Here is a 25,994-nt window from a genome sequence, read left to right as displayed (position 1 = left end):
ATTGTGCGGAAGGGAACCACCGGGTGAGTTGTACGTGTCACTGTGTCTGTCTGTGATGACGGCGACACACTCGGGGAGGCATGGTGGCTGCGGACAGGAACGCCGGGGGCATACGCGGGCAGAAGGCTGTGTTCGTGGGCCCGCATCAGTTGCTGCGGCCGTTGGGGGAGGGCGGGATGGGGCAGGTGTACCTTGCTCGCTCGCCTGGGCTGCGACTGCTCGCGGTGAAGGTGATCCGGCCCGAGTACGCGGAGGACCCTCAGTTCCAGCGGCGATTCCAGCAGGAGGTCGAGGCGGCCAGGCGGGTGACCGGCTTCCACACGCCGCCCGTGGTGGATGCGGAACCACGCGGCCGCAGGCCCTGGATGGCCACTGCTTACTTACCCGCGCCGGCCCTCGGCGAGGTGATCCTGCGGTTCGGCACCTTCAGCGAGGCAGGGGTACGGGCATTGGGGGCTGCGCTCGCCGAGGCATTGGCGGCGATCCACGCGGCGGGAGTGGTGCACCGCGACCTCAAGCCGGGCAATGTGCTCATCGCGCGGGACGGGCCGCGCGTCATCGACTTCGGCATCAGCCGGGCCTTCGACGCCACGCACCTGACCCGAACCGGCATGGTCTGCGGCACGCCCGGATACATCGCCCCTGAGTGCATCGTCTCCGCCTCCGTCACCTCCGCTGCGGCTGACGTGTTCTCGCTCGGCTGCCTGCTGGTGTACGCGCTCACCGGCCGCACTCCGTTCGGCAGCGGCGAGCCCGCGCAGATCAACCGGCGGGTCGTGTACGAGGAGCCGGACCTCTCCGGAGTGCCAGGCACGCTGCGCCCCCTGGTTGCCTCCTGTCTGGACAAGGATCCCGCCCGGCGGTCCACGGCCACGACCCTGCTGGGCGCACTGGCCCCGGTCGATCCAGGGGCGCTGCTCAGCCCAGGGCTGCTGGCCGAGCTCGACGCCCGGGAGCGGCAGGCCGAGGCCGATCTGGCCGCGCCGCAGGCCGATCCGCCCGCGCTGCCGGTGCGGACCTGGCAGTCGCTCAGCCGCCGTGGCCTGTTCGGCCTCGGAGCCGGGCTCGGCGCGGGCGCGGCAGCAGCAGTCGGCGTCCCGCTCCTGCTCACCCGGCGCACTCGGCCGACCGGTAGCGCGGCGACGGTAGGAAAGCCCGTGGACGCCTGGGGAGTCGACGCCGCCGGTACCGGTTCGCCGCCCGCCGGCCCGGAGCCGCTGTGGAGCAAGCCGATCACCGGTATGACGGTGGATCACCAGCTGTCCCTCCTCGGCGCCACCCCGGTGTGGTGGAACGAGGGGATGGGCGCGGTCGGCTACGACGGTACGACAGGGCGTCAGGCATGGTCCCGGGAGGACGCCCAGTTCTTCCAGGTGCAGAACGACCTGATCTACGGGACATCCCTGGACTTCGCCGGCCTGGTCTGGCTGAACGACAAGGCCGAGAGCCACCGGAGCCCGCTCGTCGTGCCCGCCGCACAGCGCGACGAGGCGGCGATGAGCCTGCGGGTCTTCGGCGCGGACAGCCGGACGGTGGTGCTCGCCCGTGAGACTTCGCTCACCGGTGGCGGGATCGTGGCCGGGGCCGATCTGGGCAGTGGGGCAGTGCTGTGGCAGCAGGAGATCACCGAGAACCTGGCGGTGTCCCTGGCCCGCCATCAGGACTCCATGCTGAGCGGTTCCGGCAGCTCGATGGGTCTGGTCGCCGACGGCCGCTGCTACTTCGAGGACAGCGGCGTCATCCATGCGGTGGACCTGCGCACCGGCGCATCCCGGTGGCAGGCCACCGGCGTCACCTCCGCCGGGGTGCCGTCGCGGCTGTTACGGACGGGGGGCTTGCTGCTGGTCGTCCACGGCCTCGCGGTCGTGGCGCTGGACCCCGCCACCGGGCAGCAGCGCTGGGCGGCCCCCGCCACCCCGCAACCGATCTTCGGCTGCGCGCTCGGCGCGGGCAGGCTGTTGCTGTCCGGAGCCATGGGCACCGCCTACTGTCTGGACGTCACGACCGGCAGAGGCAGCTGGCACACCACAGTGGGGGTGACCACCGCCGCGGACAGGGGAGCGGACTACCAGGCACCGTCCGCCGGCGAGGGCTTCTTCGGCGTCCCGCTGCCGAGCCGGCCGTCCGGGGTGGCCGTGCTGGACGCCGCCGACGGCGCGATCCGCTGGGTGGTGAACTCGGCCTCCGACGAGGGCCGGTGGACCACCGCAGCCAAGGGCGGCACGCTGTACTGCGCCTCCGCCACCACCCTGCGCGCCTTCCGGGCGGGTGGTGCGTGAGCGCGCAGAGCATCGGTCCGTACCGCATTCTGCGACGGCTCGGCGCAGGGGGCATGGGCGCCGTCTACCTGGCCGCCACCGACGGCGGGCGCCCGGTCGCGGTGAAGACCGTGCAGGAGCAGTACGCGGCCGACGCCGAGTTCCGGCGCAGGTTCACCCAGGAGGTGGCGGCGGCCAGGGCGGTCAACGGGGCCTACACCGTGGCCGTGGTGGATGCCGACACTGAGGCCGAGACTCCGTGGCTGGCCACCGAGTTCGTCGCCGGTCCCTCGTTGCACGAAGCCGTGGCACGGCACGGCGCACTCACCGGGCCCGCGCTGCAGGCCCTCGGGGCAGGGCTGGTGGAGGCACTCGGCGCGATCCACCGCGCCCGGATCATCCACCGGGACCTCAAGCCCTCGAACATCCTGGTCACCCGGGACGGTCCGAGGGTCATCGACTTCGGGATCAGCAAACCGACGGCAGAGGCGCTGCCCACCGCGAGCGGCGAGATCATCGGCACACCCGGCTTCATGTCTCCCGAACACGCGGCGGGCGAGGACCTCACGCCGGCCAGCGACCTGTTCTCGTTCGGCGCGGTCCTGGCATTCGCCGCGACCGGCCGCGCGCCTTTCGGGGAGGGACCGCCGGCGGTCCTGGTCTACCGGGCGGCCGAGGAGCCTCCGGACCTGGACGGAGTGCCACCGGAGCTGACGGGCCTGCTGGTGCGCTGTCTGGACCGGGACCCGGCCCGGCGGCCCGCACCGGCGGAGCTTGCCGAGGCCTTCCGGTACGGGCCGGCGGTCGGCACCGGCTGGATGGGCGGAGCTGAGCGGACCGTACGCCGACGCGAGCGCGAACTGGCCCGGGTGCTGAACGATCCGAACGGCACCCGGCGCCGACTGGTCCTCCTCGGCGGCTCCCTGCTCGCCACGGCAGCCGTGGGCGGTGCCATCCGGGCGCTGTGGCCCGACGATGCCGGGGGCAGCCCCCCGACGGCCTGGTCGGTCACCATTCCCCGGGCCGGCATGGCCCCGATCGGCTGCGGACCGGCCGCAGTGGTGTGCGCCGACCGCACCGGCCTGGTCGGCTACGCCCGCTCCGACGGGGGGACGCTCTGGAGCAGTACGGCCCAGATGGGGCTGCTCCCGGTCGGCGACGGCAGCCGCGTGTGGACCGTGGACTCCGGCGGCTCGCTGCAGGCACGCGACGCACGCACCGGCACCACACTCTGGCGCTCGGCCGACACCGTTCCTGGTGCACAGTCCGTCGCCCTGCCGATACCCGGCCTGCTGCTGGTCACCGGGAAGGAAGGAGCGCTGCACGCCTACGACGCAGCCGACGGGAACCGGCTGTGGACCGGACCCGCACTCGGCACCTCCTACCGCCTCCAGGGCATGGCCTCGGCGGGGCTCCTGGTCGTGATGCTCCTCGGCGACCAGGCCGCGAACGGCGCCTTCCGCTTCACGGCGCTCGACAGCGCGACCGGGCGCCAGCGCTGGTCGCTCGAAGCCCAGGACCTGTACGCGCCACCGACCGGCAGCCGGCTGTACGCCCTGACCGCTGATCTCGCCCTCACCGCGGTGAACGGCCAGGACGGGACCACCATCTGGAGTCGGCCCACCGGCCTTCCCTCAGCCTCCGCCACCATGGCCATCGGCTCCTACCAAGGCTCGCTGGCGCTCCGTCAGGGAGTGGTCACCTGCCTGCCGCCCGTCATGGCGGCGACCGCAAGCACGAGGATCTTCACGGCGGCTTTCGACTCCGCTCAGGGCACCCGGCTCTGGAGCGGTTCGCGCAGTGACCCGATCACCGGGAGCGCGGACGCGGCAGGGGTACTCGTGACGGGTGAGCCACAAGGCGCCTCCGGCGCCGACCTGCGAACGGGGCGCACCGCCTGGACCTGGCCGTCGGCCCAAGGCCCCGTCACCGTACGGGCCGCCGCCGGAAAGCTGATCCTCGCCACCACACCCACCGACACCGGTGGGATCGCCCTGCAGGCGCTCACCGCCACCGGCGGCACCCCGCAGTGGCACCAGATCTTCGCCCGGCAGCCGGGGGAGCCCCAAGTGCTCGCCCAGGACTCAGCCCTTCTGGTCAGCTACGGGACCACGCTGACCGCCTATCACCTGCCCGACAACTGACCAGCCTTCGAAAGGTTCACCACGAGATGGCCGAGATCGAGGACACCCCACCCGCAACAGAGCCCCTGCCGCCCACCCCGGTCACCCGCCCGCTGCCGCCGGAGGCCACTCCGGCCACCCTCCCCGACCCGGCGGACCTGCGCCCGGCCGGCCCCGCCCGGCGGTGGACCTGGCTGATCGGCGGCATCACGGCCGGTGCAGGCACCGCAGCGCTCGCGCTGAGCCTGGTGGCCAACCTGGTCACCCCGGCGCCGGCCGCCACGCAGGCCAACGCAGCGACCGCCACGTCGACTGCCTCGTCGACGGTGCCGGCCACGCCGTCGTCCTCCGGGCCGTCCTCCGGGCCGTCGTCCGCGTCGACAAGCCCCAGCGCGGCGGTCTACACCACTCTGGTCGGCGGCTGCTCCCTGCTGCGCTCCGAAACCGTCGACCGGTACGCGAAGGGGACCACCTGCACCGAGCAGAAGCCGGTGAGCGAGGCGGTCACCATGGCGGACGGGAGTTGGACGCGCACCGGCTCCGGCTACACCAACCTGCAGGTCATCGTCATGCTGAATCCGTTGGCAGAGAGCGTCTACCAGACCACGCTGACCGGCGATCGGACGATGGCGACCACGGCGGGCATGAAGATCACCGACGATCGGGTCGTCCCCGGCCTCGGTGACAAGGCGACCCTGCTCTACACCGTCGTATCCGGCTTCGGTCACGTGGACCTGGTCGTACTCCAGCGCAATGCGCTCGTCACCATCAGGTACGAAGCGCTCACGGGCTCCGGCTTCCCCCCGAAGGATGTCCCCGTCGCCACTGCGGAAGCCGCCGCCATCGCCGGTGCCAGGGACGCGCTGGGCACGCTCACCAGTTCGTAGGTCCGGCACTGCTCAGGCGGAGGAGCTGGGTGCGGGGGCCGAGGTGGAGGAGGACCTCGGTGGTGGGTTCGAGAGGGTGGGCGACGCGGAGGCAGGCGTAGACGGCGGTGGCGGCCAGGGACGGGTCGAGGGCCGTGTCGGGTGCGGCCCGGACGGTGATGGCGCGGGCGTCGCGGGTGGCGACCAGGCAGCCGTCCGGGGTGGCCAGGCCGGCGAGGAGGGCTCCGGGGAAGTCGGCGAGGAGGCGGGTGAGGCGGGCCGGGCCGTCCTGACGGGCGTGCGGGGTGGCGCTGTCGGTGATGACGCTGGCGCTCTCGCTCAGGCGGGTGTCGGGTTCGGCCAGGTCGGAGCTGAGGTGGCAGTAGGTGCTGCCGTGCTCCTGGTGGTCGGGGGCCAGCACGGCCGGGAGGCGGCGGACGGTGACGGCGAGACGGCCCTCGGCGGTGCGGACGGCCGTGGTGGTGACCAGGTGGGAGGTGACCGCAGTGGTCGGGGCGGGCGGCAGGGGGAAAGCCCGGGGGCCGCGGTCGGGGCTCTTGGGTGGCTGGAGGCCCAGGAGCCGGTAGACCAGGTGGCGGAGCCTGGGCAGCGCCTCGCCCGGTTCGGCGAAGGCCAGGTCGGCGATGTGGGCGAAGCGGTCCGGCCGGTGGGCGTGGAGGGCCGTGGCCACCTGGTCGAGCAGGGGCGCGGCCGGGGCCAGGCGGTGGGCGGTGCGGCTGAGGGTGTGGCCGGCCGTGCCCGGTACGGCCTCGGGACCGTACGCGGCCAGCAGGACCGGGCGGCCGAGGGCCGCGCCGTACAGGGTCACCGAGCCGTGGTCGCCGATCAGCAGGTCGGCGGCGGTGAGGGCTTGCTGCCAGCCGTCGGCGGGGTCGATCAGGGTCAGCCCGGCGTCGAGGGCTGAGCGCAGCATCAGCTCGACCTGCCAGCCGCCGTGGCCGGCCCGGACGTTCGGGTGCAGGACCAGGGCGACCCGGTACTCGTCCACCGGCAGTTGGGCCAGCAGGTCGGTGGGCAGGTCGGGGTGGCGGCCGATCAGGCTCTCGGTGCCCCAGGTGGAGGAGAGCAGCACCAGCCGCTGCTCGGGCGCCACCCCGAGGGCGGCGCGGTAGCGGTCGCGCCAGCGGGTGCTGGCCCGCAGGCGGTCGTAGCAGGGGTCGCCGACCAGGACGGTGCGGCCGGCGGTGCGGGGGTGGGAGGCGGCCAGTTGACGGGCCTGCTCCGGGTGGGAGACGGCGAGCCAGGCCCGGCCGGCCGTCAGCAGCTCCTCGGTGACCACGCCGGAGAGGCGGGCGCCGGAGCTCGCCGAGTCGGGAACGAGCTTCTGGAAGCCGATGCCGTGCGGGAGCACCAGGACGGGGTAGTCGCCGGGGAGGGGCCCGAGGTTCTCACTGGCGGAGAGCAGCAGGTCGGGTTCGAGGTCGGGGAGCTGGGCCCAGGGGAGGGTGCGGCAGCCGAGGGCGCCGAGGAGTTCGAGCACGCCCGCGTTGAAGGCCGAGCCCGGGTCGTAGGCGAAGACCACGGCCACCCGGGGGTCGTCGTGGAGCAGGGCGGGCAGCACGTCCAGGACCCTGACGAGCGAGGTGACCGTCCGCGCGGCCACCACGAGCGTCCGCTCGCTCCCGAAGGTCCGCCACCGCTGTGGCTCAGGCCCGACCGGGACGAGAATGCGCCTGCTCAGGTCCATCGAACACCTCCGCCCGCCAGCAGGATCGCATACAACCTGTCAGGCAGACGGCTCGCGGCTCGCGGCTCGCGGCTCGCGGCTCGCGGCTCGCGGCTCGCGGCTCGCGGCTCGCGGCTCGCGGCTCGCGGCTCGCGGCTCGCGGCTCGCGGCTCGCGGCTCGCGGCTCGCGGCGAGACTGATAGCACGTAGGGGCGTGCCGGGCAACCGCTTCACCCTCCTTCTCTCCGGAGCAGGTTACCCGGTGGCCGGCGGCGGTCCGCAGGTGGTCCCCGCCCGGAGGGGCGGGTGGCGGTGGGTCAGGGGCGGGTGGCGGTGGTGAAGGCGGTGGCGTCCCAGGTGCCGCCGAGGGCCGGGGCGAGGGCGGTGGTGGCCAGGGCGTGGAAGGCCGGGCCGGGGGTCGCGGTGGCGCTGGTGGGGAGGGCGCCGAGGAGAGGGGCCGAGGCGACGGTGGGGAGGTCGGTGAGGTTGCAGTGGGAGGCGAGGTCGGGGGCGGCGGGCCAGGCGCCGATGACCAGGCCGGCGAGGGGGAGGCCGCGGGCGGCCAGGGCCTCGGCGGTGAGGGCGGTGGTGTTGAGGGTGCCCAGGCCGGCCGTGGTGACGAGGAGGAAGGAGACCTGGATGCCGAGGGCGGCGGTGGCCAGCGCCATATCGGCCAGGGTGTGGCCGGCCTCGTCGTAGCGGACCAGCAGGCCGCCCGCGCCCTCGACCAGCACGAGGTCGTGCGAGGCGGCGAGTTCGGCGACGGCGGCGGCCACCGTGACGGGCGCGAGGGTGGGCAGGCCGGCGCGGCGGGCGGCGGTGTCCGGGGCCAACGGCTCCGGGTAGCGGGCGAGTTCGACCGAGGTGAACTGACGCCCTGTCAGTCGCGCGATCTCGGCGAGGTCACCCGGCTCGTCCGGGGCGATGCCGGTCTGGCCGGGCTTGACCACGGCGAGGCGGCCCGGGGCGAGGGCGGCGACGGCGGCTGTGACCACGGTCTTGCCGACCTCGGTGCCGGTGCCGGTCACGAAGAGGACGGTGCTCATCGGTTCAGCAGCAAGGGAGTTCACCAGCATGGAAGTTCACCAGCAAGGGATAGGGGCGGCGGCTCGGCCGGCCGTCGGGGGAGGGGGCAAGGGGCGGAGCGGTGCGGCTCATCCGGCCGCCGCCGCGGCGGTCACGGCGGCGCCGATCCGGGCCAGGTCGGCGTCATCGGTCACGTACGGCGGCATGGTGTAGATCAGGTCGCGGAACGGCCGGAGCCAGACCCCCTCGCGGGCGGCGGCCTCGGTGGCGGCCACCACGTCGACGGGGTGGTGGAGTTGGACCACGCCGATCGCGCCGAGGGTGCGGACCTCGGCCACGCCGGGCACCTCGGCGGCGGGGGCGAGATGGGCCCGCAGGGCGGTCTCGATCCGCTTGACCTCCGTCTGCCAGTCCTGGGAGAGGAGGAGGTCGATCGAGGCGTTGGCGACGGCGGCGGCCAGCGGGTTGCCCATGAAGGTCGGGCCGTGGGCGAGCACCGGGACCTCGCCGCGGCTGATGCCCTCGGCGACGCGGGGGGTGCAGAGGGTGGCGGCCATGGTGAGGTAGCCGCCGGTCAGGGCCTTGCCCAGGCACATCACGTCGGGGGAGAGCTGTGCGTGGTCGGCCGCGAACAGCTCGCCGCTGCGGCCGAAGCCGGTGGCGATCTCGTCGAAGACCAGCAATACGTCGTGCTCGTCGCAGAGTTCGCGGAGCAGCCGCAGGTAGGCGGGGGAGTGGAAGCGCATCCCGCCCGCGCCCTGCACCACCGGCTCGACGATCACGGCGGCCAACTCCTCGGCGTGCTCGGCGATCAGCGCGCGCAGCGAGTCGGCGTAGGCCTCGTCCAGCCCGGCGTCGAAGCCGGCCGGGGGCTCGGCGGCGAAGAGCTGCCGGGGCAGCACCCCGCCCCAGAGCTGGTGCATCCCGCCCTCGGGGTCGCAGACCGACATCGGGTGGAAGGTGTCGCCGTGGTAGCCGCCGCGCCAGGTGAGCAGGCGGCGCTTGGCCGGGCGGCCGAGCGACTGCCAGTACTGCAGGCACATCTTCATCGCGACCTCGACCGCGACCGAGCCGGAGTCGGCGAGGAAGACGTGCTGCAGCGGCTCGGGGGTGATCTCCACCAGCTTCGCGGCCAGCCGGACGGCGGGCTCGTGGGTGAGCCCGCCGAACATCACGTGGCTCATCCGGCCGAGCTGGTCCTGGACGGCGGCGTCCAGGACCGGGTGCCGGTAGCCGTGTACGGCCGCCCACCAGGAGGACATGCCGTCGATCAACTCCCGCTGCCCGCCGACGGGTTCGGCAAGCCGGAGCCGTACGCCGGAGGCGGACTCGACCAGGTACGGCGCCACCTTGCCGGGCATCGGCCCGTACGGGTGCCAGACGTGGGCCTGGTCGAGCGAGAGCAGGGTCTGCGGGGAGTACACGTGCGGCCTATCTCGACTAGTCAGGCGTTGGGGGCCAGCTCGGTGCCGGCGCCGCGGCGGCGGACCTTCACCAGGTCGCTGCGGAGCTCGTCCTCGACCGGAGTCCCGACCGGAGTGTCGGCGGGCGCCTCGGCGGCGGGCTCGGCCGCGGCCTGGTGGCCGTCGCCGCACGGGCCGCAGGAGCCGCCGCCGCAGCCACCGCCGGTGGCGGCGACCTCGGAGCGGTGGCGGGGCAGGGTGGGCTCGCCCGCGCCCTCCACCTCGAAGCCGGCGTCCTTGATCATGTCGAGGTCGGCCTGGCCGGCCTGGCCCTCGCTGGTCAGGTAGTCGCCGAGGAAGATCGAGTTGGCGATGTGCAGGCCGAGCGGCTGCAGCGAGCGCAGGTGCACCTCGCGGCCGCCGGCGATCCGGACCTCGATGTCCGGGCAGACGAAGCGGACCATCGCCAGGATGCGCAGGGCGCGCTGCGGGGTGAGGTTCCACTCCTTGGCCAGCGGGGTGCCCTCGAAGGGGATCAGGAAGTTGACCGGCACCGAGTCCGAGCCCAGCTCGCGCAGGGCGTAGACCACGTCGACCAGGTCCTCGTCGCTCTCGCCCATGCCCGCGATCAGGCCGGAGCAGGCGGAGAGGCCCGCGCCGTGCGCCTTCTGCACGGTGTCCACCCGGTCCGCGTAGGTGTGGGTGGAGGTGATGTCGCCGTAGGTGGCCTCTGAGGTGTTGAGGTTGTGGTTGTAGGCGTCCACGCCCACGGCCTTGAGGCGCTCGGCCTGGTTGTCGGAGAGCAGGCCGAGGCAGGCGCAGATCTCGACCTGCTCGTTGGCCTCCTTGATCGCCGAGATGGTGTCGGCGACCCGCTCGATGTCCCGGTCCGTCGGGCCGCGGCCGCTGGCCACCAGGCAGACCCGCTTGGCGCCGCCCGCGACGCCGGCGACGGCGGCCTCGGCCGCCTGCTCCGGCTTGAGCCAGGTGTACTTGAGGATCTCGGCCTTGGAACCGAGGCGCTGCGAGCAGTAGTTGCAGTCCTCCGGGCAGAGCCCGCTCTTGAGGTTCACCAGGTAGTTGAGCTTGACCCGGCGGCCGAACCACTGCCGCCGGACCCGCCCGGCGGCCGCGACCACGTCCAGCAGCTCGTCGTCGGTGGTGGCGAGTACGGCGAGGGCTTCTTCGCGGGTGGGGAGTTCCCGGCGCAGGCCCTTGGCGGTGAGGGTGTCAAGCAGATCCATGTCCCTGATCCTGCCCGGGCGACGACTGCCCTCGCTAGAGGGAACCCGCCAGAAGATCGGTGTGCGGGTGTGCGAGTTGTCACAGCGGGCGATTCGGCCGTCCTTCGAGTGCCACCGGATTAAGGATGATCAACTGATGGGCTTACAATCTGCGCCATGACCATCCAGGGGGAGCGCGCACCGCGCCCGGCGGGTGGGCCCGAGGCCCCCGTACCCGCAACCGTCCACCGCAGCCGTCGCACCCCCTCGCGTCGGATCCTGGTCGGGGCCGTGCTCGCCGTGCTGGCCGCCGGGGCCGGCTGGATCGTCACCCGGCCGCACCCCGGCGACTGGATCCCCGGGCTCGGGCCGACCAGTGCCGAATCCGCCAAGTCCGCCCCCACCGCGGCGGCGGTGGCCGCCCCCACCCAGACCTCCGTCTTCACCCCGGAGTCCTTCACCGCCGACCGGTACTTCCCGGCGGCCCGCGCGGTCGACCTGGACGACTTCAAGGGCCGCCGCACCGCCGGCCGGCAGGGCGGGGACTGCGCCGAATCGCTCGCCGACCGGGCGCACAACCTGTTCGTCAACACCGGCTGCCAGGGCTACGTGAGCGTCGGCTTCGCCCGCACCGACCAGCAGCTGCTCGGCAGCGTGACCGTGCTGCGCTTCGGCGACGCCGGCGCCGCGGCCAAGATGAGCCAGACCCTGGACGCCGCCGCCTTCGCCTTCACCACCGAGCCCGAGCTCCCCGTCCCGGCCGGTCGCCCCAGCACCCGCATCGAGGCCGTCGGCCAGTACGTCACCGTCACCACCGTCCGCTCCACCGACACCCACGCGGCCCGCCCCGACCTGGACGCGGCGGCCCGCGCCCTCTCCTACACGGCGGGCGCCTCCTTCGGCTGGATGTGAACCTCCGGCCCGTCCGAGCCCGCCACGTCAGGCGCCAGAGGGCGATGTCGGCGCTGGTCGTCGGGCCGACGGCGGTTCTGCCGCACGGCCGGGAGGGGCGGCGTGACTGCACGCGGTGGGCGTTGCGCCGCCTCGGTGCGCTCGGTGGGCAGCCGGCGGCTGACCGGACCCCGTATGGACCGGATGCGGGATGGCACGCCCGGCCCCCGGGCCTGGGGCCGGGCGTGCCCTGCCGGAGGGGGCCTCAGCTGGGGTCGGAGGGGCCGAGCAGGTAGTCGTGGGTGCCGGTCAGCTGGAGGAGCCGGTCCAGGTGCGGCGGGCGACGGTCGATCAGGAGCCGCTGGCCTGTGCCTTCGGTCTGGCGCCGGAGCTGGAGCAGGGCCGACAGGCCCATGGAGTCGCACAGGGTCATGGCGGCGCAGTCGAGGCGGAGGGCCGTGGCGGTCGGCCGGGCCGCCACGGCCTCGGCGACGGCCGCCAGAAGGGCGTCGCAGGTCTCGTAGTCGAGGTCGCCCTCGACCCGCACGGTGACGGTCGAGGACTGCGGGCCCGGGGCGTCCGGGGCGGGGATGGCTGAGGGGTCGCGGGGTGCGGTCATGTCCTGGCTCGGAAGTGCTGGTGCGGAACGGTGGGGGGCGGCCCCGGCCGGCGTTCGAGGACGTCGCGGCCGTGGTCCAGCTGGGCGACGGCGCGGGGCAGGTCGCGTAGTTCGCGGCGCAGGATGTCCAGGGTCGGGACCAGGGAGGCGGCCGGGACCGCGCGGGCGTCGAGGACGTCCGCGGTCCAGGCCAGGAAGCCCCCGAACAGGTCGGGATCGTCGACGTAGAGCGCTGCGGCGAGGAAGTCGACGAGATGGGCGACGTCCTCGGCCGTGTGCTGCACCTGCAGCTCCGTGTAGGCGCGGACCACGGGTGAGCGTTCGGTCAAGCCCGACACGACCGCGCGGACCAGGCGCTGGGCGCTCTGGCGGACCAGGGTGTACTCCTGGTCGGCCAGGTGCGGCAGATCGTCGACGGGCTGGTGCACCGGCGCGGGGGCGGACAGCCCCTCGGCCAGCCGGTCGGCCGCGCCCCGGGCGTCCCCGGCCCACGCGTCGGCGTCGAGCAGCCGGGCGTACCGGCCGCCCGGGCCGAAGGCCGCGCCTCCGGCCAGCACCGGGAAGCCGGCGGCCTGGGCGGCCGTGATCGCCGCGTGCGCGGCGGGCAGCCGCGGGGCCAGGGAGGCGGAGAGGGCCACGGCGGCCGGCCCGGTGCGGTGCAGCCAGGTGATCAGGTGCGGGGTGGGCACCTGCGCGCCGAGGTGGTCCACCTCCCAGCCGCGCAGCGTCAGCACCTGGCTCAGCAACCGGGCGGGGAAGGCGTGCCACTCACCGTCCACGCAGGACACCGTGACGCGCCCCCGGGTGGTGCGGGGTGTGGCGTCGAGGACGGCGGGGTGGTGGGCCAGTGCGGCCACCACCCGGTCGTTGACCGCCGTGGCAGCGTGTTCCTGAGCCACCGTCATCCGGTCCGCCGCCCAAGCGTGACCGATCCGGGCCTGGACGGTGGCGATCACGTCCAGGAGCACGGCCTCGGGGTCCACCCCGGCGGTCAGCGCCCCGAAGACCACGGCGGCCGCGGCCGCTTCCCGGCCGGTCTCGACCGCCTCCCACAGCTGCTCGGCCCACTCGGTCGGGTCCGTCGCTCCGGCCGCGCTCACGGACACGCCGGTGACCGGCTCGGCCGCCCTCACGCGGCGCACCCCTGCGGCCCGGTGACCGCAGCCCGGTGCCCGTCGGACGGCGTCAGCCGGCCCTCCTGCGGCGCGGCGACGACGAGGACGGCCATGTCGTCGTGACGGCCGCCGCCGACCCACTGCGAGGCGAGCATCAGGACGCGTTCGACGATGGCTTCGGCAGGCATCCGCGCGCACTGGCCGAGCTCCCTGCGCAGGCGCTCCTCGCCGAACATCGCCTCGCCCAGCGGGCCGCCGCGGGCCTCGGTGACGCCGTCGCTGTACAGGACGCACGCCTCGCCCGGGGCCAGCTCCACGGTGTCCGACTCGACCGTGGTCTCCGGCAGCACGCCCACCAGGCTGCCGCAGGTGGGAGAGGCCTCCACCCTGCCGTCCGCCCGGACGATCAGGGGTGCCGGGTGGCCGGCCGCCGACAGCCGCACCGTCACCCGGTCCGACCGGCGGCGCACCGAGGCCAGCACCATGGTGGCGAAGCGGGTGTGGTGCGAGGTCAGCAGCGCACGGTTGAGCATGGCCAGCAGTCGCGGGTGGTCGTCCGCCAGCGGCAGCAGTGCGTGCAGCGTGTTGCGGATCTTGCCGGTGAGCACGGCGGCCTCGAGCCCCTTGCCGCAGACGTCTCCGAGCACCGCCAGGGTCTCGCCCCCGGGGTCGGCCGCGGGGTGGACGTCGTAGAAGTCGCCGCCGATCCGAGCCCGGTCCTCCGAGGCCCGGTAGCCGCCGGCGAAATCGGCCCCGTCGAGGTGTTCGAGCCGCGGCGGCAGGAGGTCACGCATCAGCAGGTCGGTGACGGCGGCCTGCTCCGAGTACATCACGGCCGCCGACACCGCGGCGCCCGCGCGGGCGGCGAACAGCCTGGCGAAGACCTCTTCCGCCTGCGTGAAGGCGCCCTCGCCGGGGCCGCGCAGCAGCACCAGCGCCCCGGCCGGTACGCCGTGACCCGGCAGCGGCGTGACGGACACCGCCCCGACGGCCGTCATGCCCTCCGGTCTGAGCCAGTCCGGGGCCGTGGCCGGGTCGATCCACCGGGACGGCACCGGCGGGAAACCCCGCAGGGCCTCCGCCAGCCCGGGCACGTCCGCCGGGTCGACCCGGGCCCGGCCGTGCTGCGGCCGGCCGCCGCGCACGCACGAGACGAAGCGGAGCACCCGGCCCCCGGTGGGGGAGACGACCACGGCCGCGTCCGCGAGGTGGGCGGCGGCCTGCTGCGCGGTGGTCTCCAGGCAGCGGTCGACGTTCAGCGAGGAGAGCAGCAGGCCCGAGAGCTCGGCCAGCAGTTCCCACCGATCCTGCTCGGCTGTCAGTCGGTGGTCGGCGCGGTCCACCAGCCACCACACCACGCTCCCGTCAGGCCGTACCGAGGGATGGGCCTCCACCTCACCGCCGGCGACCCGGCCGTGCACGGTGGCGGCCGGCGCTGCCCCGTCGGCCCGACCGCTCGCGGTGGCGAGCAGGCGCAGGTGGGCCTCGAGCAGCCACGGCACGGCGGCGGCGTCCCGTCCGGCCGGACGGCCGAGCAACTCCCAGGCGGCGTCGCTGGCGTCCCGGACCGTGCCGTCGGTCGCCAGCACCAGGACCGGATAGGGTGCCGCGGCGAGGAAGGACGGCTCGGTCTCGCCCGGTGCGATGGAGGTCTCCGTCTGGGGGAAGGTCATCTTGTCGGCCCTGACAGGCCGTCACCTCGTCACTCTTCTCGGGCAGCGGCCGAGGACCACCGCGGATGCGGCTCGGGGAGACGAACCGCGCCGACCGCCCGATACCAGCGCAAAGCCGACAGGCCCCACAGTACGCCCGGGTAGCGACCGATGGTACCCGTACCCTTCCGACCGTGAACCAGGCTCTCCGGACGGCGAGCTGATGCCCTAGCATCCCAAGCGTGACGGAGACCACCGACCCGAACGGCCACGGAGCCCGCGCAGCGGACGACCACCCGAGCGTGCTCGCCCGGGGTGAACTCGACTGGGAGAACGCGGACGAGTTCGCCCGGCGCATCCGCGCCGCCTGCGGGCGGAGCCCGCGGCTGCTGACCGTCGACCTGTCCGCCGTGACCTTCGCCGACTCCTCGGTGCTGCACACCCTGTTCGAGGCGCACCGGCAGCTCGCCGCGACGGGCGGGCGGCTCCTCATCGCGGGCCCGCTGCATCCCTCGGTGCAGCGGCTGTTCGAGGTCTCCGCCACCATCGGCCACTTCCACTTCGCGCCGCCGGTCGAACAGGCGGCGGACGCACCGGCGGGGAAGACACCATCGACGAGCAACGGCCGATGAGGCCGCCGGGCCTGGCTGTGCGGCGTGCGGCACGGCCCGCCGGGCAGGAGAAGGCCGCCCACCCCGCTGCTCCGCACACCGCGTGGTGCGCTGCGGAATCACCCCTTCGAGGTCCTCGCATGCCGGAACCATCCACCCGCTTCGACCTCCCGGTGACCACGGCCGGACAGGCCCGGTCGGCCATCACCACGCTGCTCGACCGAGTCCCCGGTGACACCAGGGCCGTCCGGGTGGACGCGCACCTGGTGGCGACCGAACTCGTCACCAACGCGCTGCGTCACGGTGGCGGAGTCACCGGCTTCCGCACCTGGCTGACGGCGGACGCCACGGTCCTGTGCATCGAGGTCCAGGACGCGGCGGACCGCCGTCCGCAGGAGCCGGCCCCGGAGGACCGCGGCCCGGACCGCCTGGGCGGGCGGGGGTGGACCATCGTCCTGAGCCTGGCCGCGACCTGTGTCGTCCGACCGCTGCCCGCAAGGGGCAAGTGCATCGCCGTCACGCTGCCCGTCCGCTAGGTCGGGTACGCGGGCGGACGGCCGGAGTGAGATCCGGATCAGGCGGAGTGAGATCCGGAGCAGTGGGTAGACGACCGCCGGTCCGCTCCGGTGCCGGCGCGGACCGACGCCTGTCCGATCATCAGGTCGGCGGGCTGTTCAGCTGATCAGGGATGGCCTCGGCCTCCCGGGATCGCGCCCACAGTGGAGGAGAACGCCTGATGGCGGCAGAGGAATCGTCCGATCGGCTCGTCGAGCTCCTGACGCGTGACGGCGAGGTGCTGGACCGGTGGGTCGAGGCGGTGGCGGCCATCCTGCGGGGCCGGATCAGCCGGGCCGAGCTGGAGCGGGAGTTGACGGACCTCTACCAGGCGCTGGTCCAGGCCCTGCGGGACGGCGGCCCGGACTGGCGGGCCGAGGGCTACTCCGAGGTCCGCGCGCTGCTGGTCGAACTGTCGCGCAACCGTGCCCAGCACGGGTTCACCCCCACCGAGACGGCGACCAGCGTCTTCGCCTGCAAGGACGTGCTGGAGCCGACGACCGCCACCTCCGCCGAGGACATCGCGGCCTACCTCCAGCTCGCCCGTCTGCTGGACGCCCTGGGTCTGTTCACCATCGAGGCGTACGCCCGGACCCGCGAGGAGATCATCAGCGCGCAGGCCGAGCAACTCCTGGAGCTCTCCACCCCGGTGGTGAAGCTGTGGGAGGGCGTGGTCGCGGTGCCGCTGGTCGGCACGCTGGACTCGGCGCGGACCCAGATCGTCATGGAGAAGCTGCTCCAGAGCCTGGTGGACTCGGAGTCCGAGCATGCCATCATCGACATCACGGGTGTCCCGGCGGTGGACACCGAGGTCGCGCAGCACCTGCTCAAGACGGTGGTCGCGGCCCGGCTGATGGGTGCGGAGTGCACGATCTCCGGCATCCGGCCGCAGATCGCCCAGACCCTGGTGGCGCTCGGCGTGCAGTTCGGCGACATCGTGACCAAGGCGAGCCTGGCCGACGCCCTGCGGTACGTGTTGCAGCGGATCGGCACCGCGGCCGCCCTGACGGGCGGTCTCAAGTGACCGACCGCGTCCCCGTCCTCAAGCTGGGTAATGTCCTCCTGGTGTCGATCCAGATCGATCTGGAGGACCAGACCGTCCTGGACCTGCAGGACGACCTCGCCGAGCGGATCGTGGCCACCGGGGCGATCGGCGTGGTGATCGACATCACCGCCCTGGAGATCGTCGACTCCTTCGTGGGCCGGATGCTCGCCAACACCGCCGCGATCTCGCGCATGCTCGACGCCGAGACCGTGGTGGTGGGCATGCGACCGGCGGTGGCCATCACCCTGGTCGAACTGGGCCTGTCCCTGGGCGGCGTGCGCACCGCGCTGACGCTGGAGAAGGGCCTCGCGCTCCTGGAGCGCGACCGCGTCGCGGGCGCGGACCGCGGATGACCAGGTCGGCCGAGGACGTGGCGCAGACCGTCCCGATCGTGTCCAACGACGACGTGGTCCGGGCCCGGCAGCTGGTCCGGACCCTCGCCCAGCAGTGCGGGCTCTCCCTGGTGGACCAGACCAAGCTTGTCACGGCCGCCAGCGAACTGGCCCGCAACACCCTCGTCTACGGCGGTGGCGGGGCGATGCGCTGCGCCACCGTGCAGCGGGACGGCCGCCGGGGCGTCCACGCGGTCTTCGAGGACACCGGACCGGGCATTCCCGACCTGGACCTGGCTCTGACCGACGGCTGGACCTCCGGCGGCGGACTGGGCCTCGGCCTGAGCGGCGCACGGCGCCTGGTGGACGACTTCGAGCTGGAGAGCCGGACCGGCATCGGCACCAAGGTGTCGGTGACCAAATGGGCACGCTGACCGTACCGCTGATGGAGTGCGAGGACGCGGCCTGGTTCCGGGACTCCGAGTCGCTGGCGGCTGCCGCCCGCAGCGGTGCCCGCAGCCTCGCCCAGCGCGCCGCCCTGCTGCCCGAACGGGTCGCCGAGGTCGCGCTGGCGGTCAGCGAGGCGGCCACCAACCTGCGGCGGCACGCCAAGGACGGGTCGCTCCTGCTGCGGGTCGTGCGGACGGACTCCGAAGCGGCCCTGGAGTGCGTCACGCTGGACCACGGCCCCGGGATGCCCGACATCGCCCGCGCGCTCACCGACGGCGTCTCGTCCGGAGGCACGCTCGGCATCGGCCTGGGCGCGATCTCCCGGCTGGCCGACACCTTCGACGTGCACTCCCTCCCGGGGCGCGGCACGGTGATGACGGCCCGGTTCTGGAACCGCACGCCCGGTGGCCGCCTCGCCGCCGCAGGCGGTGAAGCGGTGGTCACCGGCATCACCAGGCCGATGAGCGGTCAGGAGCTCTGCGGGGACGCCTGGGCCGCCCGGACACTGCCGAGCAGCCACCCGCCCGCACCGGTGCCCAGCCGACCGTACCGGTCTCCCGGCACCCTGGACTGGTCGGTGCTGACCGGCACCGCCGGGCGCCCCGGACCGACCCGCTCCGACCGGTGGGCGCCGGTCCCCGCCGGGGCGTCCACCGCGCCGCCGCCGGAGGAGTCCGGTGCCTTCCTGGTCATGTTCTGCGACGGCCTGGGCCACGGTCCGCTGGCGGCCAAGGCCGCGCTCGACGCGGTCGCGGCGTTCCGGCACACCACGGCGACCACTCCGGACGGGGTGCTCGCCGACATCCACCACGCCCTGCGCTCGGGACGCGGCGGAGCGGTCGCGGTCGGTCTCGTGGAGCCGGCCGAGCGGCGGGTCGGCGTGTGCGGAGTCGGCAACATCAGCACCTTCACAGTGGACCCCGCCACCGGCGCCCGCCGCTCGCTGCCGTCCGCGCCGGGGATCGTCGGCCACCAGCTGCCCGCGCTGCGCACGGTCCGTCAGCAACTCGCCCCCGGCAGTGCGGTGGTGATGCACTCGGACGGTCTGACCGATCGGTGGCAGGCCGCCGCGCTGCCGGGCATGTGCGCCCAGCTGCCGGTCACGGCCGCCGCGCTGCTGCTGCGGGAGGCCGGGGTCCGGCGGGACGACGCCGGCGTCCTCGTGGCCAAGGGCCTGTGGTGAGTACCCTGCCGCCGGACCGCCAGCCCGTCCGGCTGGGGACCGTGCCGACCAGCTCGGCGCAGGACGGCTTCGCCCTGCGCCGCCTCGGCAAGGCGGTCGCCGAGCTGCTGGGGGCGGACGGCCAGGACGCCGTCCGCCTGGCGACCGCCCTGAGCGAGCTCGGCCGGGACCTCCTGGGCACCAACCGGCTCGCCACGCACTTCGACATCCACCACGGCCCGCGCCCCGCTCTCGGTGTCACCTTGGAGTACCACGGCGGGCACCCCCCTTCCTCCGACGCCTTGGAGGCGTGCGCGCGCATGCTCCCCACCAGTCACGGAGACTCTGTCGACGGCGGGTGGGTCCGCCTGGAACAGCAGCTGCCGACCCCACTCGAAGCCGACGCGGCCGGCGTGGCCGAGGCACGGCTGCTGCTGGGCTCCCACGCCGGCTCGACCGAGTCGGACGACGGGCGCGAGCAGACCCGCGACCTGATCGCCGCACTCGAGCGGACCCGAGCCCAGGGCGAGGAGCTCAAGCGCCTCAACGAGGAGTTGGCGGAGACCAACCGGGGCGTGGTCGCGCTCTACGCCGAGCTGTCCGAGGAGTTGGAGGAGACCAACCGGGGTGTGGTCGCGCTCTACGCCGAGCTGGAGGAGAAGTCCCAGCAGTTGCGCGAGGCCAGCGAGGCCAAGACCCGGTTCTGGGCCAACGTCAGCCACGAGCTGCGCACGCCGGTCAACGCCGTGGTCGGGCTGGCCGAACTCCTGCTCACCGACACCGGGGCCGCACCGGCCGAGCGCGAGCAGCAGCTCTCGCTGATCGCCGACTCCGGACGCACCCTGCTCGCCCTGGTCGACGAACTCCTGGACGTCGCGAAGGCCGAGTCCGGGACCCTCGAACCCACCTGGGCGCCGCTGGACCTGCGGGCCGTCCTGGCCCACCTGGACGGCACGCTGCGCGGACTCGCCCGGCCGGGCGTGGTGCTCACCGTCGCCCCGCCGGAGGACCCCGGCCCGATCGTCGGGGACGAGACCATGCTCGCCCGAATCCTGCGGAACCTGCTGTCCAACGCCCTGAAGTTCACCGAGACCGGTTCCGTCCGACTGGATGCCCGCCTCGACCGCCCGTCCGGCGTCGGGGCTCCCGAGCACCTGGTGCTGACCGTGGCCGACACCGGCATCGGCATACCGGCCGACCAGCACGGACGCGTCTTCGAGGAGTTCTACCAGGTCCGCGGCCCGCACCAGCGCGGTCGCCACGGCACCGGGCTGGGGCTGCCCTATGCGCGGCGCCTGGTCGAGATCCTGGGCGGGACGATGGAGTTGGAGAGCGCCCCGGAGGCCGGGACCACCATCACCGTGCGGCTGCCGACCGGCCGGGCCGCCGACCCCGGGCTCCCGGCCCGGTCGGCGGCCCTGGTCGTGGTGGACGACGACGCCGCTTTCCGGGCCCTGTTGCGACCGCTGCTGGCGGGGGTGGCCGAGCGCGTGGTGGAGGTCGCCGAGAGCAGCGGGGCGGTGGACACCATCCGGCGCGAACGCCCCGACGGGGTCCTCCTCGACCTGCAGATGGCCGGACTCGACGGCTACCAGGTGCTGGCCCAGCTGAGCGCCGACCCGGATCTGCGCCGCCTGCCCGTCGTCGTCCTCACCTCCGCCGCGCCCGCCTCCCTGCGCCGAGACCTGCTCACCCACGCCAGGGCCGTGCTGCCCAAGACGGCCTTGACCAGCGGGCGCCTGGCGACCGCACTCTTCGCCGACCACCCGGCCACGGCCGGCGGTTCAGCCACCCCCACGCCGCCGGCCTCAGCCGTCCCACCCCAGGAGCATCCATGACCGGAGCCGTTCCCGATGCCGGACCGGCCACCGTCCTGGTGCTCGACGACAACCCCACCACGCGGTACATCGTCGGCAGCTGGCTGCGCCGGGCCGGTCACCAGGTCGTCGAGGCCGTCGACGGGGCCGAGGCGCTGGCGCTGCTGGCCGAAGCACCGGCGCACCGCCTGCCCGAGCTCGCCCTGGTGGACGTGCGGCTCCCCGACATGACCGGTTTCGAGGTGTGCGAGCGGATCAAGAAGCAGCCGCACACCGCTGACCTGCCGGTGGTCCACATCTCCGCCACCGCGATCGAGGCCAGCGACCGCACCCAGGGCCTGCACCGCGGCGCGGACGCCTACCTCACCGAGCCCATCGACCCGGCCGAGCTGCAAGCCACCGTCACCGCCGTGCTGCGCTACACCCGCGCCCGCCGCCGTGCGGAGCTGCTGGCCGACCGGGTCGCCGCGCTGCACCGCAGCACGCTCGCGCTCTACGGCGCCACCGACGCGGAGACCATGGTGACGGCTGCGGCGCTGGGTGCGATCGAGCTGGGCGCCACGACCGCCACGGCCGTCCTCCTCGGGCCGCACCGGGAGACGCTCCACCTCGCCCACTGCCACCCGCACCCGGCGGCCGAGCCCGGCCCGGCGGTCCGCCTCGTGACCGGTTCGCCCGCGCTGCTGGACGCCCTCGCCCACCACACCCTCGGCGACGCCACGGGCATCGACACGGTGCGGCTGGACGCCGGGCAGTGGCAGGCCGCACTGGCGGAGAACGTCCCCCCGGGACACGGCCTGCCACGGGAGGACGTCACCCTGGTGGTCGCCCGGACCAAGCCGGGACGCCCGCTGGTGGCCCTGGTCGTCGACCCGCCGGCCTCGGCGGCCCTGGACGAGCGCCGCCTGCTCTCCCAACTCACCCAGGCCACCGCCCTGGCCCTCGAGGCCCTGCGCAGTCAGGCCGAGGAACACGCCCTGACCCTCACCCTTCAGCGCAGCTTCCTCCCGGACCGCCTGCCCGCCCCGCACGGCGTCGACCTCGCCGTCCGGTACGAGCCCGCCTCCGAGCAGAGCGAGATCGGCGGAGACTTCTACGAGGCGATCGAGACCCCGGCCGGCCTGCTGCTGGCGATCGGCGACGTGGCCGGCCACTCGCTGGAAGCCGCCATGGTGATGGGCGAGCTGCGCCACGCCCTCCGGGCCTACGCGATCGAGGGGCACCACCCGCACACCCTGCTGGAGCGGCTGGACGCCCTGCTCGTCCAGCTCCGCCCGGGCAGTACGGCCACCGTCTGCCTGGTGCTGATCGAGCCCGGCCGCCGCCGCATCCACCTGGCCAACGCGGGCCACCTGCCCCCGTTGTTGCGGATGCCCGGCGGGACCACCCGCTTCCTGACCGAACACGGCATCCTGCTCGGCCTCAACCTCCCGCAGCCGCCCGCGACCACGTACGACACCCCGCCGGGCAGCACGCTCCTGCTGGTCACCGACGGTCTGGTCGAGGTCCCGGGCGAGAACCTCGAGACCGGCCTGGAGGCTCTCAGATCCTCCTTCGCCCAGGGGCCGGCCGACCTCGACGAGGCCGGCGACCTGCTGCTGCACGCCTTCTCCTCCGGCCAGGCGGACGACGTCGCCCTGCTGCTCGCCCGACTCCACTGACCGGCCCGCCCCAGCACCCCGGAGCCCACGTGCCCGACTACACCCTCACCATCGACGTCCGCACCCACGAGACGGGTGCGACCGTCGTCGTGCTCTCCGGCGAACTCGACCACTACACCGCCCCGCGGCTGCGGCGGACCCTCGAACGGACCCCGGCCGGCCTCCTCCTGGTGCTCGACCTCACCGAGCTGCGCTTCTGCGACTCGATCGGCATCGCGGAGCTCGTCTTCGCCTCCCGGCGGACCCCGGTGCCCGGTGCACGGCTCCCGGTGGTCGGTGCGCCGGCCGACCTCCGGCACCTGCTCGCCCTCACCGGTGTGGAGAGCCTGCTCTCCCACCACGAGGACGTCGACCGGGCCGTGGACGCCTCGGCGCCCTGAGGCCAAGGCGCCGGCTCTCAGAGTGCCGAGCCGTCCCCGGCCCTGTTCCAGGCCAGGTGGAGGATGGCGAGATCGTCCGCGTGCCGCCCGGCGTTGAGCCGCCGCGCGGTGCCGATCAGCTCGTCCAGCACCGCCGAGGTGCCGTCGGCGCGGCCGGCGGCCAGCCGCTCCAGCATCCCGTCCGTGCCCAGGTGCGCGCTCCCGGGCCCCCGGTGACCCTCCACCAGCCCGTCGGTGTACAGCATCAGCGCTCCGGAGGTCGGGAGGGAGACCGGACTGGCCTGCCAGAGGCGAAGACCGGGTGCCATGCCAGCAGTTCGACGCCCCGGTGCCCGGCGAGCACCAGCGCGCGCCAGGCGATCCGGAGGCAGACACCGATCGCCGCCTCGTCCGGCCCGTGGCCGCTCACGTCGCCGATGACGGCGTGCACGATGCCGTCGGGGGTCTCCACCACATCGAGGAAGTCCCCACCGAGCTGGGTCCGTTCGCGGCCCGGCAGGTACCGCGTGGTCGCGGTGACCCGATCCGAGGTCAGCAGGGCGGTCGGCAGCAGACCGCGCTCCAGCCGGGCGTTCTCCTGCTCGCGGATCCGGTTCTCGCGCAGCTCCGCACCGGCCAGCTCGGCCTGCTTGCGGTGCACCGCGTACCGCAGCACCCGTTGCAGCAGGTCACCTGCGCCCTGTGCTGGATCTTGTCGGAGGTGTCGCTCATGTTCGGTGCCCCCCACTTCCGGAGAACGCCGTACCTCGCGGTGACAGCGGCTGACGTGGTCACCGACTTGCCGGCTGGGTCTGCCGGTGCCGGAACCGCGCGGCGTAGCGCCAGGGCCGGCGTCCGCTCGCCGGTGTGGACCGGGCGGGGCGGGGCAGACGAGGGCCGTCGCCGACGGAAGGGTCGCCATGCTCCCACTCCTCATCGTCCTGCTGCTCGCCGTGGTCCTCATCGGGGCGGGCGCCGGTTCTCGTGCTCGGTGGCAGACGGCCGCCACCCGGGTCGGCGTCGGGCGGTCGCGTTGACCGGTCCGGGGTGGGAGGAGGTGCCCGCCAGGGCCTTCGGCCTGATCGGGCGGATCGACGACTACCAGCGGCGACACCGCCCGCTGGGCCTCGCGGTCGCGGTGGCCCACAAGTTCCTCGACGACCAGGGCGGCTACCTGGCCGCGCTGATCACCTACTACGGCTTCCTCTCGCTCTTCCCGATGCTGCTGCTCCTGGTGACGGCCCTGGGTTTCGCCCTGCACGGCAACCCCCACCTCCAGGAGGAGGTGCTGCATTCGGCGCTGCGTCAGTTCCCGGTGGTCGGGGATCAGGTCGCCCACGACATCCGCACCTTCCAGGGCAGCGGGCTCGCACTGGCCGTCGGCATCGCGGGCACGCTCTACGGTGCGCTCGGCGTGGCGCAGGCCGTCCAGAACGCCTTCGACACGGTCTGGGCCGTCCCCCGGCACCGCCGCCGCAGCGCGGTGGCCGCCCGGCTGCGCGGACTTCCGCTGCTCGGGCTGCTGGGCGCCGCGGCCGGTGTGTCCAGCCTGCCGGCGGCGGTCTCGGCCCGGTTGCACGGCGAGCCCGGCTGGGTGGGGTGGACCGTCGGTGCCGCGGCCGTGCCTGTTTCGATCGCCGTGAACGGGGCCCTGCTGCTGGCCGCGCTGAAGCTGTTGACCGACCGTGAGCTGCGGATGCGGCTGCTGTGGCCGGAGGCGCTCGGGGCGGCCGTGGCCTGGCAGCTGCTGCTCTCGGTGGGCACCTACTACGTGGGCCACGCGCTGCGCGGAGCGACGGCGTACGGGTTGTTCGGCGTGGTGCTCGGCCTGCTGGCCTGGATCTACCTCGCCGCCCTCACCCTGGTCGCCTGCGCGGAGAGCGGGGCCGTGCGGCTCCGGCGGCTGTGGCCCCGGTCACTGAGATCGCTCTTCGCCGAGGATGCCCCGATGACCGGCGCGGACGAGCGTGCCCAGGCCTCCTACGTGAGCGCCGCCGCGTGCACGCGCAGGGCGGAGGTCACGGTGGTGTTCCGGTCGGTCAGCCTCGACGTCGACCCGGCCGTGCCCCGGCCGTCGTCGGCACCCGTGGGGGAAGCACGATGACCTTCCTCCACCTGCGGTACCTGCTCGCCGCGGCCGTGGTGGTGCTGTCGGTTGCCTTCCTCCGACGGTTCCTGGGCGATCGGCGCCGGCTCGGCAACGGTGTCCTGCTGGGCCTGGGCGCGCTGTGCCTGGCGGGTGGCGCGCTCCTCGAATTCCACCGCCTGTTCCGTCCGGCGGCCGGGGTGGTGGCGGGCGCCGTCCTCGCCGGGGCGGTGCTGACCGCCGTGGTGGCCGCCGGCTTCCTGCTGGTGAACGGCGTCCGGATGGTCCGTCGGGAGGGGCACCGCAACCCGGCCAACCTGCTGTCGCTGCTGGCCGGGGCCGGGATCCTACTGCTGCTCGTTCTCCTGGCGGTCGCTGCCCGTGCGGGCGGGGGCCCGATGCGGGCCTGTGCGGGTGGCGTGCTGCTGGTGGCGGGGTACCTGTCGTTCCTGCTGGTCTGCTTCGCCGGGTACGCACTGCTCTACCAGCGGGTGGCCGTGCGGCGGCCGGTCGACTTCGTGGTGGTGCTCGGAGCCGGGCTGATCGAAGGCTCCACCGTGCCGCCGGTGCTGGCCTCGCGACTGGACCGGGCCCTGTCGCTCCACCGGCACCAGAGGGCGCGCGGACGGGACCCGCTGCTGCTGGTCTCCGGCGGCAAGGGGGACGACGAGCAGGTGTCGGAGGCCGAGGCGATGGCCCGGTACCTGACGGCGCGCGGGGTGCCGGCGGCGAAGGTCGTGCAGGAGCCACACTCGACGAACACCGAGGAGAACCTGAGGTTCAGCCGCGACCTGATGGAGCGGCTTCGGCCCGGCGGCCGGTGTGTGATCGTCACCAACGACTTCCACGCCCTGCGGGCGGCCATCACTGCCCGCCGGGTCGGCGTGCGCGGCGAAGCGGCTGCCGCGCCCACCGCGGCGTACTACTGGCCCAGCGCCACCCTGCGGGAGTATGCGGCCATCCTGGTCGCCTACCCCGTCACCAACTCGGTGGTCTGCGGAGTGCTCGCCGCCACCGGGGCCCTCGCCGGATGGTGAGGGCCCCGATGACTGG

Annotated in this window: 24 protein-coding genes; 15 read left to right on the top strand and 9 right to left on the bottom strand. The window is 74.0% G+C overall.

Annotated features, from left to right (window positions below):
* The first annotated feature begins 80 nt into the window (after positions 1-80).
* From CFP65_RS01780 to CFP65_RS01770, 3 genes are read left to right on the top strand one after another with little or no spacing between them, the layout of a single operon-like run.
* Complete coding sequence (locus CFP65_RS01780; protein ID WP_104814425.1) at positions 81-2,279, top strand: protein kinase; 2,199 nt, start codon at positions 81-83, stop codon at positions 2,277-2,279.
* Entirely contained in the window at positions 2,276-4,402 is a 2,127-nt protein-coding gene (locus tag CFP65_RS01775; RefSeq protein ID WP_104814424.1) for a protein kinase, read from the top strand. The genes CFP65_RS01780 and CFP65_RS01775 overlap by 4 nt, the downstream gene beginning before the upstream one ends.
* Before the next feature lie 26 nt (positions 4,403-4,428).
* Entirely contained in the window at positions 4,429-5,268 is an 840-nt protein-coding gene (locus CFP65_RS01770) for a hypothetical protein (RefSeq protein WP_104814423.1), read from the top strand.
* On the opposite strand, the gene CFP65_RS01765 is transcribed toward CFP65_RS01770, so the two are convergent.
* From CFP65_RS01765 to bioB, 4 genes are all read right to left on the bottom strand, one after another.
* Positions 5,255-6,955, bottom strand: coding sequence for a CDP-glycerol glycerophosphotransferase family protein (locus CFP65_RS01765; protein WP_174805491.1), 1,701 nt, complete (start codon positions 6,953-6,955; stop codon positions 5,255-5,257). The genes CFP65_RS01770 and CFP65_RS01765 overlap by 14 nt on opposite strands.
* A gap of 296 nt (positions 6,956-7,251) precedes the next feature.
* Positions 7,252-7,980, bottom strand: coding sequence for a dethiobiotin synthase (gene bioD / locus CFP65_RS01760; protein ID WP_104814421.1), 729 nt, complete (start codon positions 7,978-7,980; stop codon positions 7,252-7,254).
* Between the two features lie 108 nt (positions 7,981-8,088).
* Positions 8,089-9,384, bottom strand: coding sequence for an adenosylmethionine--8-amino-7-oxononanoate transaminase (locus tag CFP65_RS01755; RefSeq protein ID WP_254552164.1), 1,296 nt, complete (start codon positions 9,382-9,384; stop codon positions 8,089-8,091).
* Positions 9,385-9,404: 20 nt separating this feature from the next.
* The gene (gene bioB / locus CFP65_RS01750) at positions 9,405-10,607 is read right to left on the bottom strand and encodes a biotin synthase BioB (protein WP_104814420.1); all 1,203 of its coding nucleotides are present in this window, start codon (positions 10,605-10,607) and stop codon (positions 9,405-9,407) included.
* Positions 10,608-10,763: 156 nt separating this feature from the next.
* Here bioB and CFP65_RS01745 point away from each other — a divergent pair, with 156 nt between their 5' ends.
* The gene (locus tag CFP65_RS01745; protein WP_158701971.1) at positions 10,764-11,498 is read left to right on the top strand and encodes a hypothetical protein; all 735 of its coding nucleotides are present in this window, start codon (positions 10,764-10,766) and stop codon (positions 11,496-11,498) included.
* Positions 11,499-11,742: 244 nt separating this feature from the next.
* Here the strand turns inward: CFP65_RS01745 and CFP65_RS01740 are convergent, their stop codons facing one another.
* From CFP65_RS01740 to CFP65_RS01730, 3 genes are read right to left on the bottom strand one after another with little or no spacing between them, the layout of a single operon-like run.
* Complete coding sequence (locus tag CFP65_RS01740) at positions 11,743-12,096, bottom strand: STAS domain-containing protein (protein ID WP_104814418.1); 354 nt, start codon at positions 12,094-12,096, stop codon at positions 11,743-11,745.
* Entirely contained in the window at positions 12,093-13,202 is a 1,110-nt protein-coding gene (locus tag CFP65_RS01735) for a B12-binding domain-containing protein (RefSeq protein WP_104820572.1), read from the bottom strand. Before CFP65_RS01735 ends, CFP65_RS01740 begins: the two co-directional genes overlap by 4 nt.
* Positions 13,203-13,225: 23 nt before the next feature.
* The gene (locus CFP65_RS01730) at positions 13,226-14,884 is read right to left on the bottom strand and encodes a PP2C family protein-serine/threonine phosphatase (RefSeq protein ID WP_104814417.1); all 1,659 of its coding nucleotides are present in this window, start codon (positions 14,882-14,884) and stop codon (positions 13,226-13,228) included.
* Positions 14,885-15,105: 221 nt separating this feature from the next.
* On the opposite strand from CFP65_RS01730, the gene CFP65_RS01725 reads away from it, so the two are divergent.
* From CFP65_RS01725 to CFP65_RS01685, 9 genes are all read left to right on the top strand, one after another.
* Positions 15,106-15,495, top strand: a complete 390-nt coding sequence (locus tag CFP65_RS01725) for an STAS domain-containing protein (RefSeq protein ID WP_158701970.1) — start codon at positions 15,106-15,108, stop codon at positions 15,493-15,495.
* A 119-nt stretch (positions 15,496-15,614) separates the two neighbouring features.
* The gene (locus CFP65_RS01720) at positions 15,615-16,010 is read left to right on the top strand and encodes an ATP-binding protein (RefSeq protein ID WP_104814415.1); all 396 of its coding nucleotides are present in this window, start codon (positions 15,615-15,617) and stop codon (positions 16,008-16,010) included.
* 200 nt (positions 16,011-16,210) lie between these two features.
* A complete protein-coding gene (locus CFP65_RS01715; RefSeq protein WP_104814414.1) occupies positions 16,211-17,053 on the top strand; it encodes an STAS domain-containing protein in 843 nt (280 codons plus the stop codon).
* A complete protein-coding gene (locus CFP65_RS01710) occupies positions 17,050-17,427 on the top strand; it encodes an STAS domain-containing protein (RefSeq protein WP_104814413.1) in 378 nt (125 codons plus the stop codon). The genes CFP65_RS01715 and CFP65_RS01710 overlap by 4 nt, the downstream gene beginning before the upstream one ends.
* Entirely contained in the window at positions 17,424-17,840 is a 417-nt protein-coding gene (locus CFP65_RS01705; RefSeq protein WP_104814412.1) for an anti-sigma regulatory factor, read from the top strand. The genes CFP65_RS01710 and CFP65_RS01705 overlap by 4 nt, the downstream gene beginning before the upstream one ends.
* Positions 17,828-19,039: an ATP-binding SpoIIE family protein phosphatase gene (locus CFP65_RS01700; protein WP_104814411.1), complete on the top strand. Its 1,212-nt coding sequence runs from the start codon at positions 17,828-17,830 to the stop codon at positions 19,037-19,039. Before CFP65_RS01705 ends, CFP65_RS01700 begins: the two co-directional genes overlap by 13 nt.
* A complete protein-coding gene (locus CFP65_RS01695; protein WP_254552163.1) occupies positions 19,036-20,856 on the top strand; it encodes an ATP-binding protein in 1,821 nt (606 codons plus the stop codon). The genes CFP65_RS01700 and CFP65_RS01695 overlap by 4 nt, the downstream gene beginning before the upstream one ends.
* Positions 20,853-22,496: a fused response regulator/phosphatase gene (locus CFP65_RS01690; protein WP_104814410.1), complete on the top strand. Its 1,644-nt coding sequence runs from the start codon at positions 20,853-20,855 to the stop codon at positions 22,494-22,496. The genes CFP65_RS01695 and CFP65_RS01690 overlap by 4 nt, the downstream gene beginning before the upstream one ends.
* Before the next feature lie 29 nt (positions 22,497-22,525).
* Positions 22,526-22,876, top strand: coding sequence for an STAS domain-containing protein (locus CFP65_RS01685; RefSeq protein ID WP_158701969.1), 351 nt, complete (start codon positions 22,526-22,528; stop codon positions 22,874-22,876).
* A gap of 17 nt (positions 22,877-22,893) precedes the next feature.
* Here the strand turns inward: CFP65_RS01685 and CFP65_RS42370 are convergent, their stop codons facing one another.
* Positions 22,894-23,121, bottom strand: coding sequence for a SpoIIE family protein phosphatase (locus tag CFP65_RS42370; RefSeq protein WP_371682344.1), 228 nt, complete (start codon positions 23,119-23,121; stop codon positions 22,894-22,896).
* A complete protein-coding gene (locus CFP65_RS42365) occupies positions 23,121-23,531 on the bottom strand; it encodes a PP2C family protein-serine/threonine phosphatase (protein ID WP_371682343.1) in 411 nt (136 codons plus the stop codon). The genes CFP65_RS42370 and CFP65_RS42365 overlap by 1 nt, the downstream gene beginning before the upstream one ends.
* Positions 23,532-23,912: 381 nt before the next feature.
* Between CFP65_RS42365 and CFP65_RS01675 the strand changes: the two genes are divergently transcribed.
* Together CFP65_RS01675 and CFP65_RS01670 are read left to right on the top strand one after the other, a co-directional pair.
* A complete protein-coding gene (locus CFP65_RS01675; protein WP_158701968.1) occupies positions 23,913-24,959 on the top strand; it encodes a YihY/virulence factor BrkB family protein in 1,047 nt (348 codons plus the stop codon).
* Entirely contained in the window at positions 24,956-25,978 is a 1,023-nt protein-coding gene (locus CFP65_RS01670; protein WP_104814409.1) for a YdcF family protein, read from the top strand. The genes CFP65_RS01675 and CFP65_RS01670 overlap by 4 nt, the downstream gene beginning before the upstream one ends.
* Positions 25,979-25,994 lie beyond the last annotated feature (16 nt).

The sequence above is a fragment of the Kitasatospora sp. MMS16-BH015 genome, from assembly GCF_002943525.1.
In the GTDB taxonomy this organism is placed as follows: domain Bacteria; phylum Actinomycetota; class Actinomycetes; order Streptomycetales; family Streptomycetaceae; genus Kitasatospora.
This window is presented reverse-complemented; position numbering and strand designations above follow the sequence as displayed.

Excerpts from the sequence above, each read along its gene's own strand:
- CFP65_RS01745 (WP_158701971.1), top strand. The coding sequence starts at position 10,764 with ATGACCATCCAGGGGGAGCGCGCACCGCGCCCGGCGGGTGGGCCCGAG.
- CFP65_RS01740 (WP_104814418.1), bottom strand. The coding sequence starts at position 12,096 with ATGACCGCACCCCGCGACCCCTCAGCCATCCCCGCCCCGGACGCCCCG.
- CFP65_RS01780 (WP_104814425.1), top strand. The coding sequence starts at position 81 with ATGGTGGCTGCGGACAGGAACGCCGGGGGCATACGCGGGCAGAAGGCT.
- CFP65_RS01730 (WP_104814417.1), bottom strand. The coding sequence starts at position 14,884 with ATGACCTTCCCCCAGACGGAGACCTCCATCGCACCGGGCGAGACCGAG.
- CFP65_RS01670 (WP_104814409.1), top strand. The coding sequence starts at position 24,956 with ATGACCTTCCTCCACCTGCGGTACCTGCTCGCCGCGGCCGTGGTGGTG.
- CFP65_RS01690 (WP_104814410.1), top strand. The coding sequence starts at position 20,853 with ATGACCGGAGCCGTTCCCGATGCCGGACCGGCCACCGTCCTGGTGCTC.
- CFP65_RS01700 (WP_104814411.1), top strand. The coding sequence starts at position 17,828 with ATGGGCACGCTGACCGTACCGCTGATGGAGTGCGAGGACGCGGCCTGG.
- CFP65_RS42370 (WP_371682344.1), bottom strand. The coding sequence starts at position 23,121 with ATGCTGTACACCGACGGGCTGGTGGAGGGTCACCGGGGGCCCGGGAGC.
- CFP65_RS01765 (WP_174805491.1), bottom strand. The coding sequence starts at position 6,955 with ATGGACCTGAGCAGGCGCATTCTCGTCCCGGTCGGGCCTGAGCCACAG.
- CFP65_RS01705 (WP_104814412.1), top strand. The coding sequence starts at position 17,424 with ATGACCAGGTCGGCCGAGGACGTGGCGCAGACCGTCCCGATCGTGTCC.
- bioB (WP_104814420.1), bottom strand. The coding sequence starts at position 10,607 with ATGGATCTGCTTGACACCCTCACCGCCAAGGGCCTGCGCCGGGAACTC.
- CFP65_RS01715 (WP_104814414.1), top strand. The coding sequence starts at position 16,211 with ATGGCGGCAGAGGAATCGTCCGATCGGCTCGTCGAGCTCCTGACGCGT.
- CFP65_RS01720 (WP_104814415.1), top strand. The coding sequence starts at position 15,615 with ATGCCGGAACCATCCACCCGCTTCGACCTCCCGGTGACCACGGCCGGA.
- bioD (WP_104814421.1), bottom strand. The coding sequence starts at position 7,980 with ATGAGCACCGTCCTCTTCGTGACCGGCACCGGCACCGAGGTCGGCAAG.
- CFP65_RS01770 (WP_104814423.1), top strand. The coding sequence starts at position 4,429 with ATGGCCGAGATCGAGGACACCCCACCCGCAACAGAGCCCCTGCCGCCC.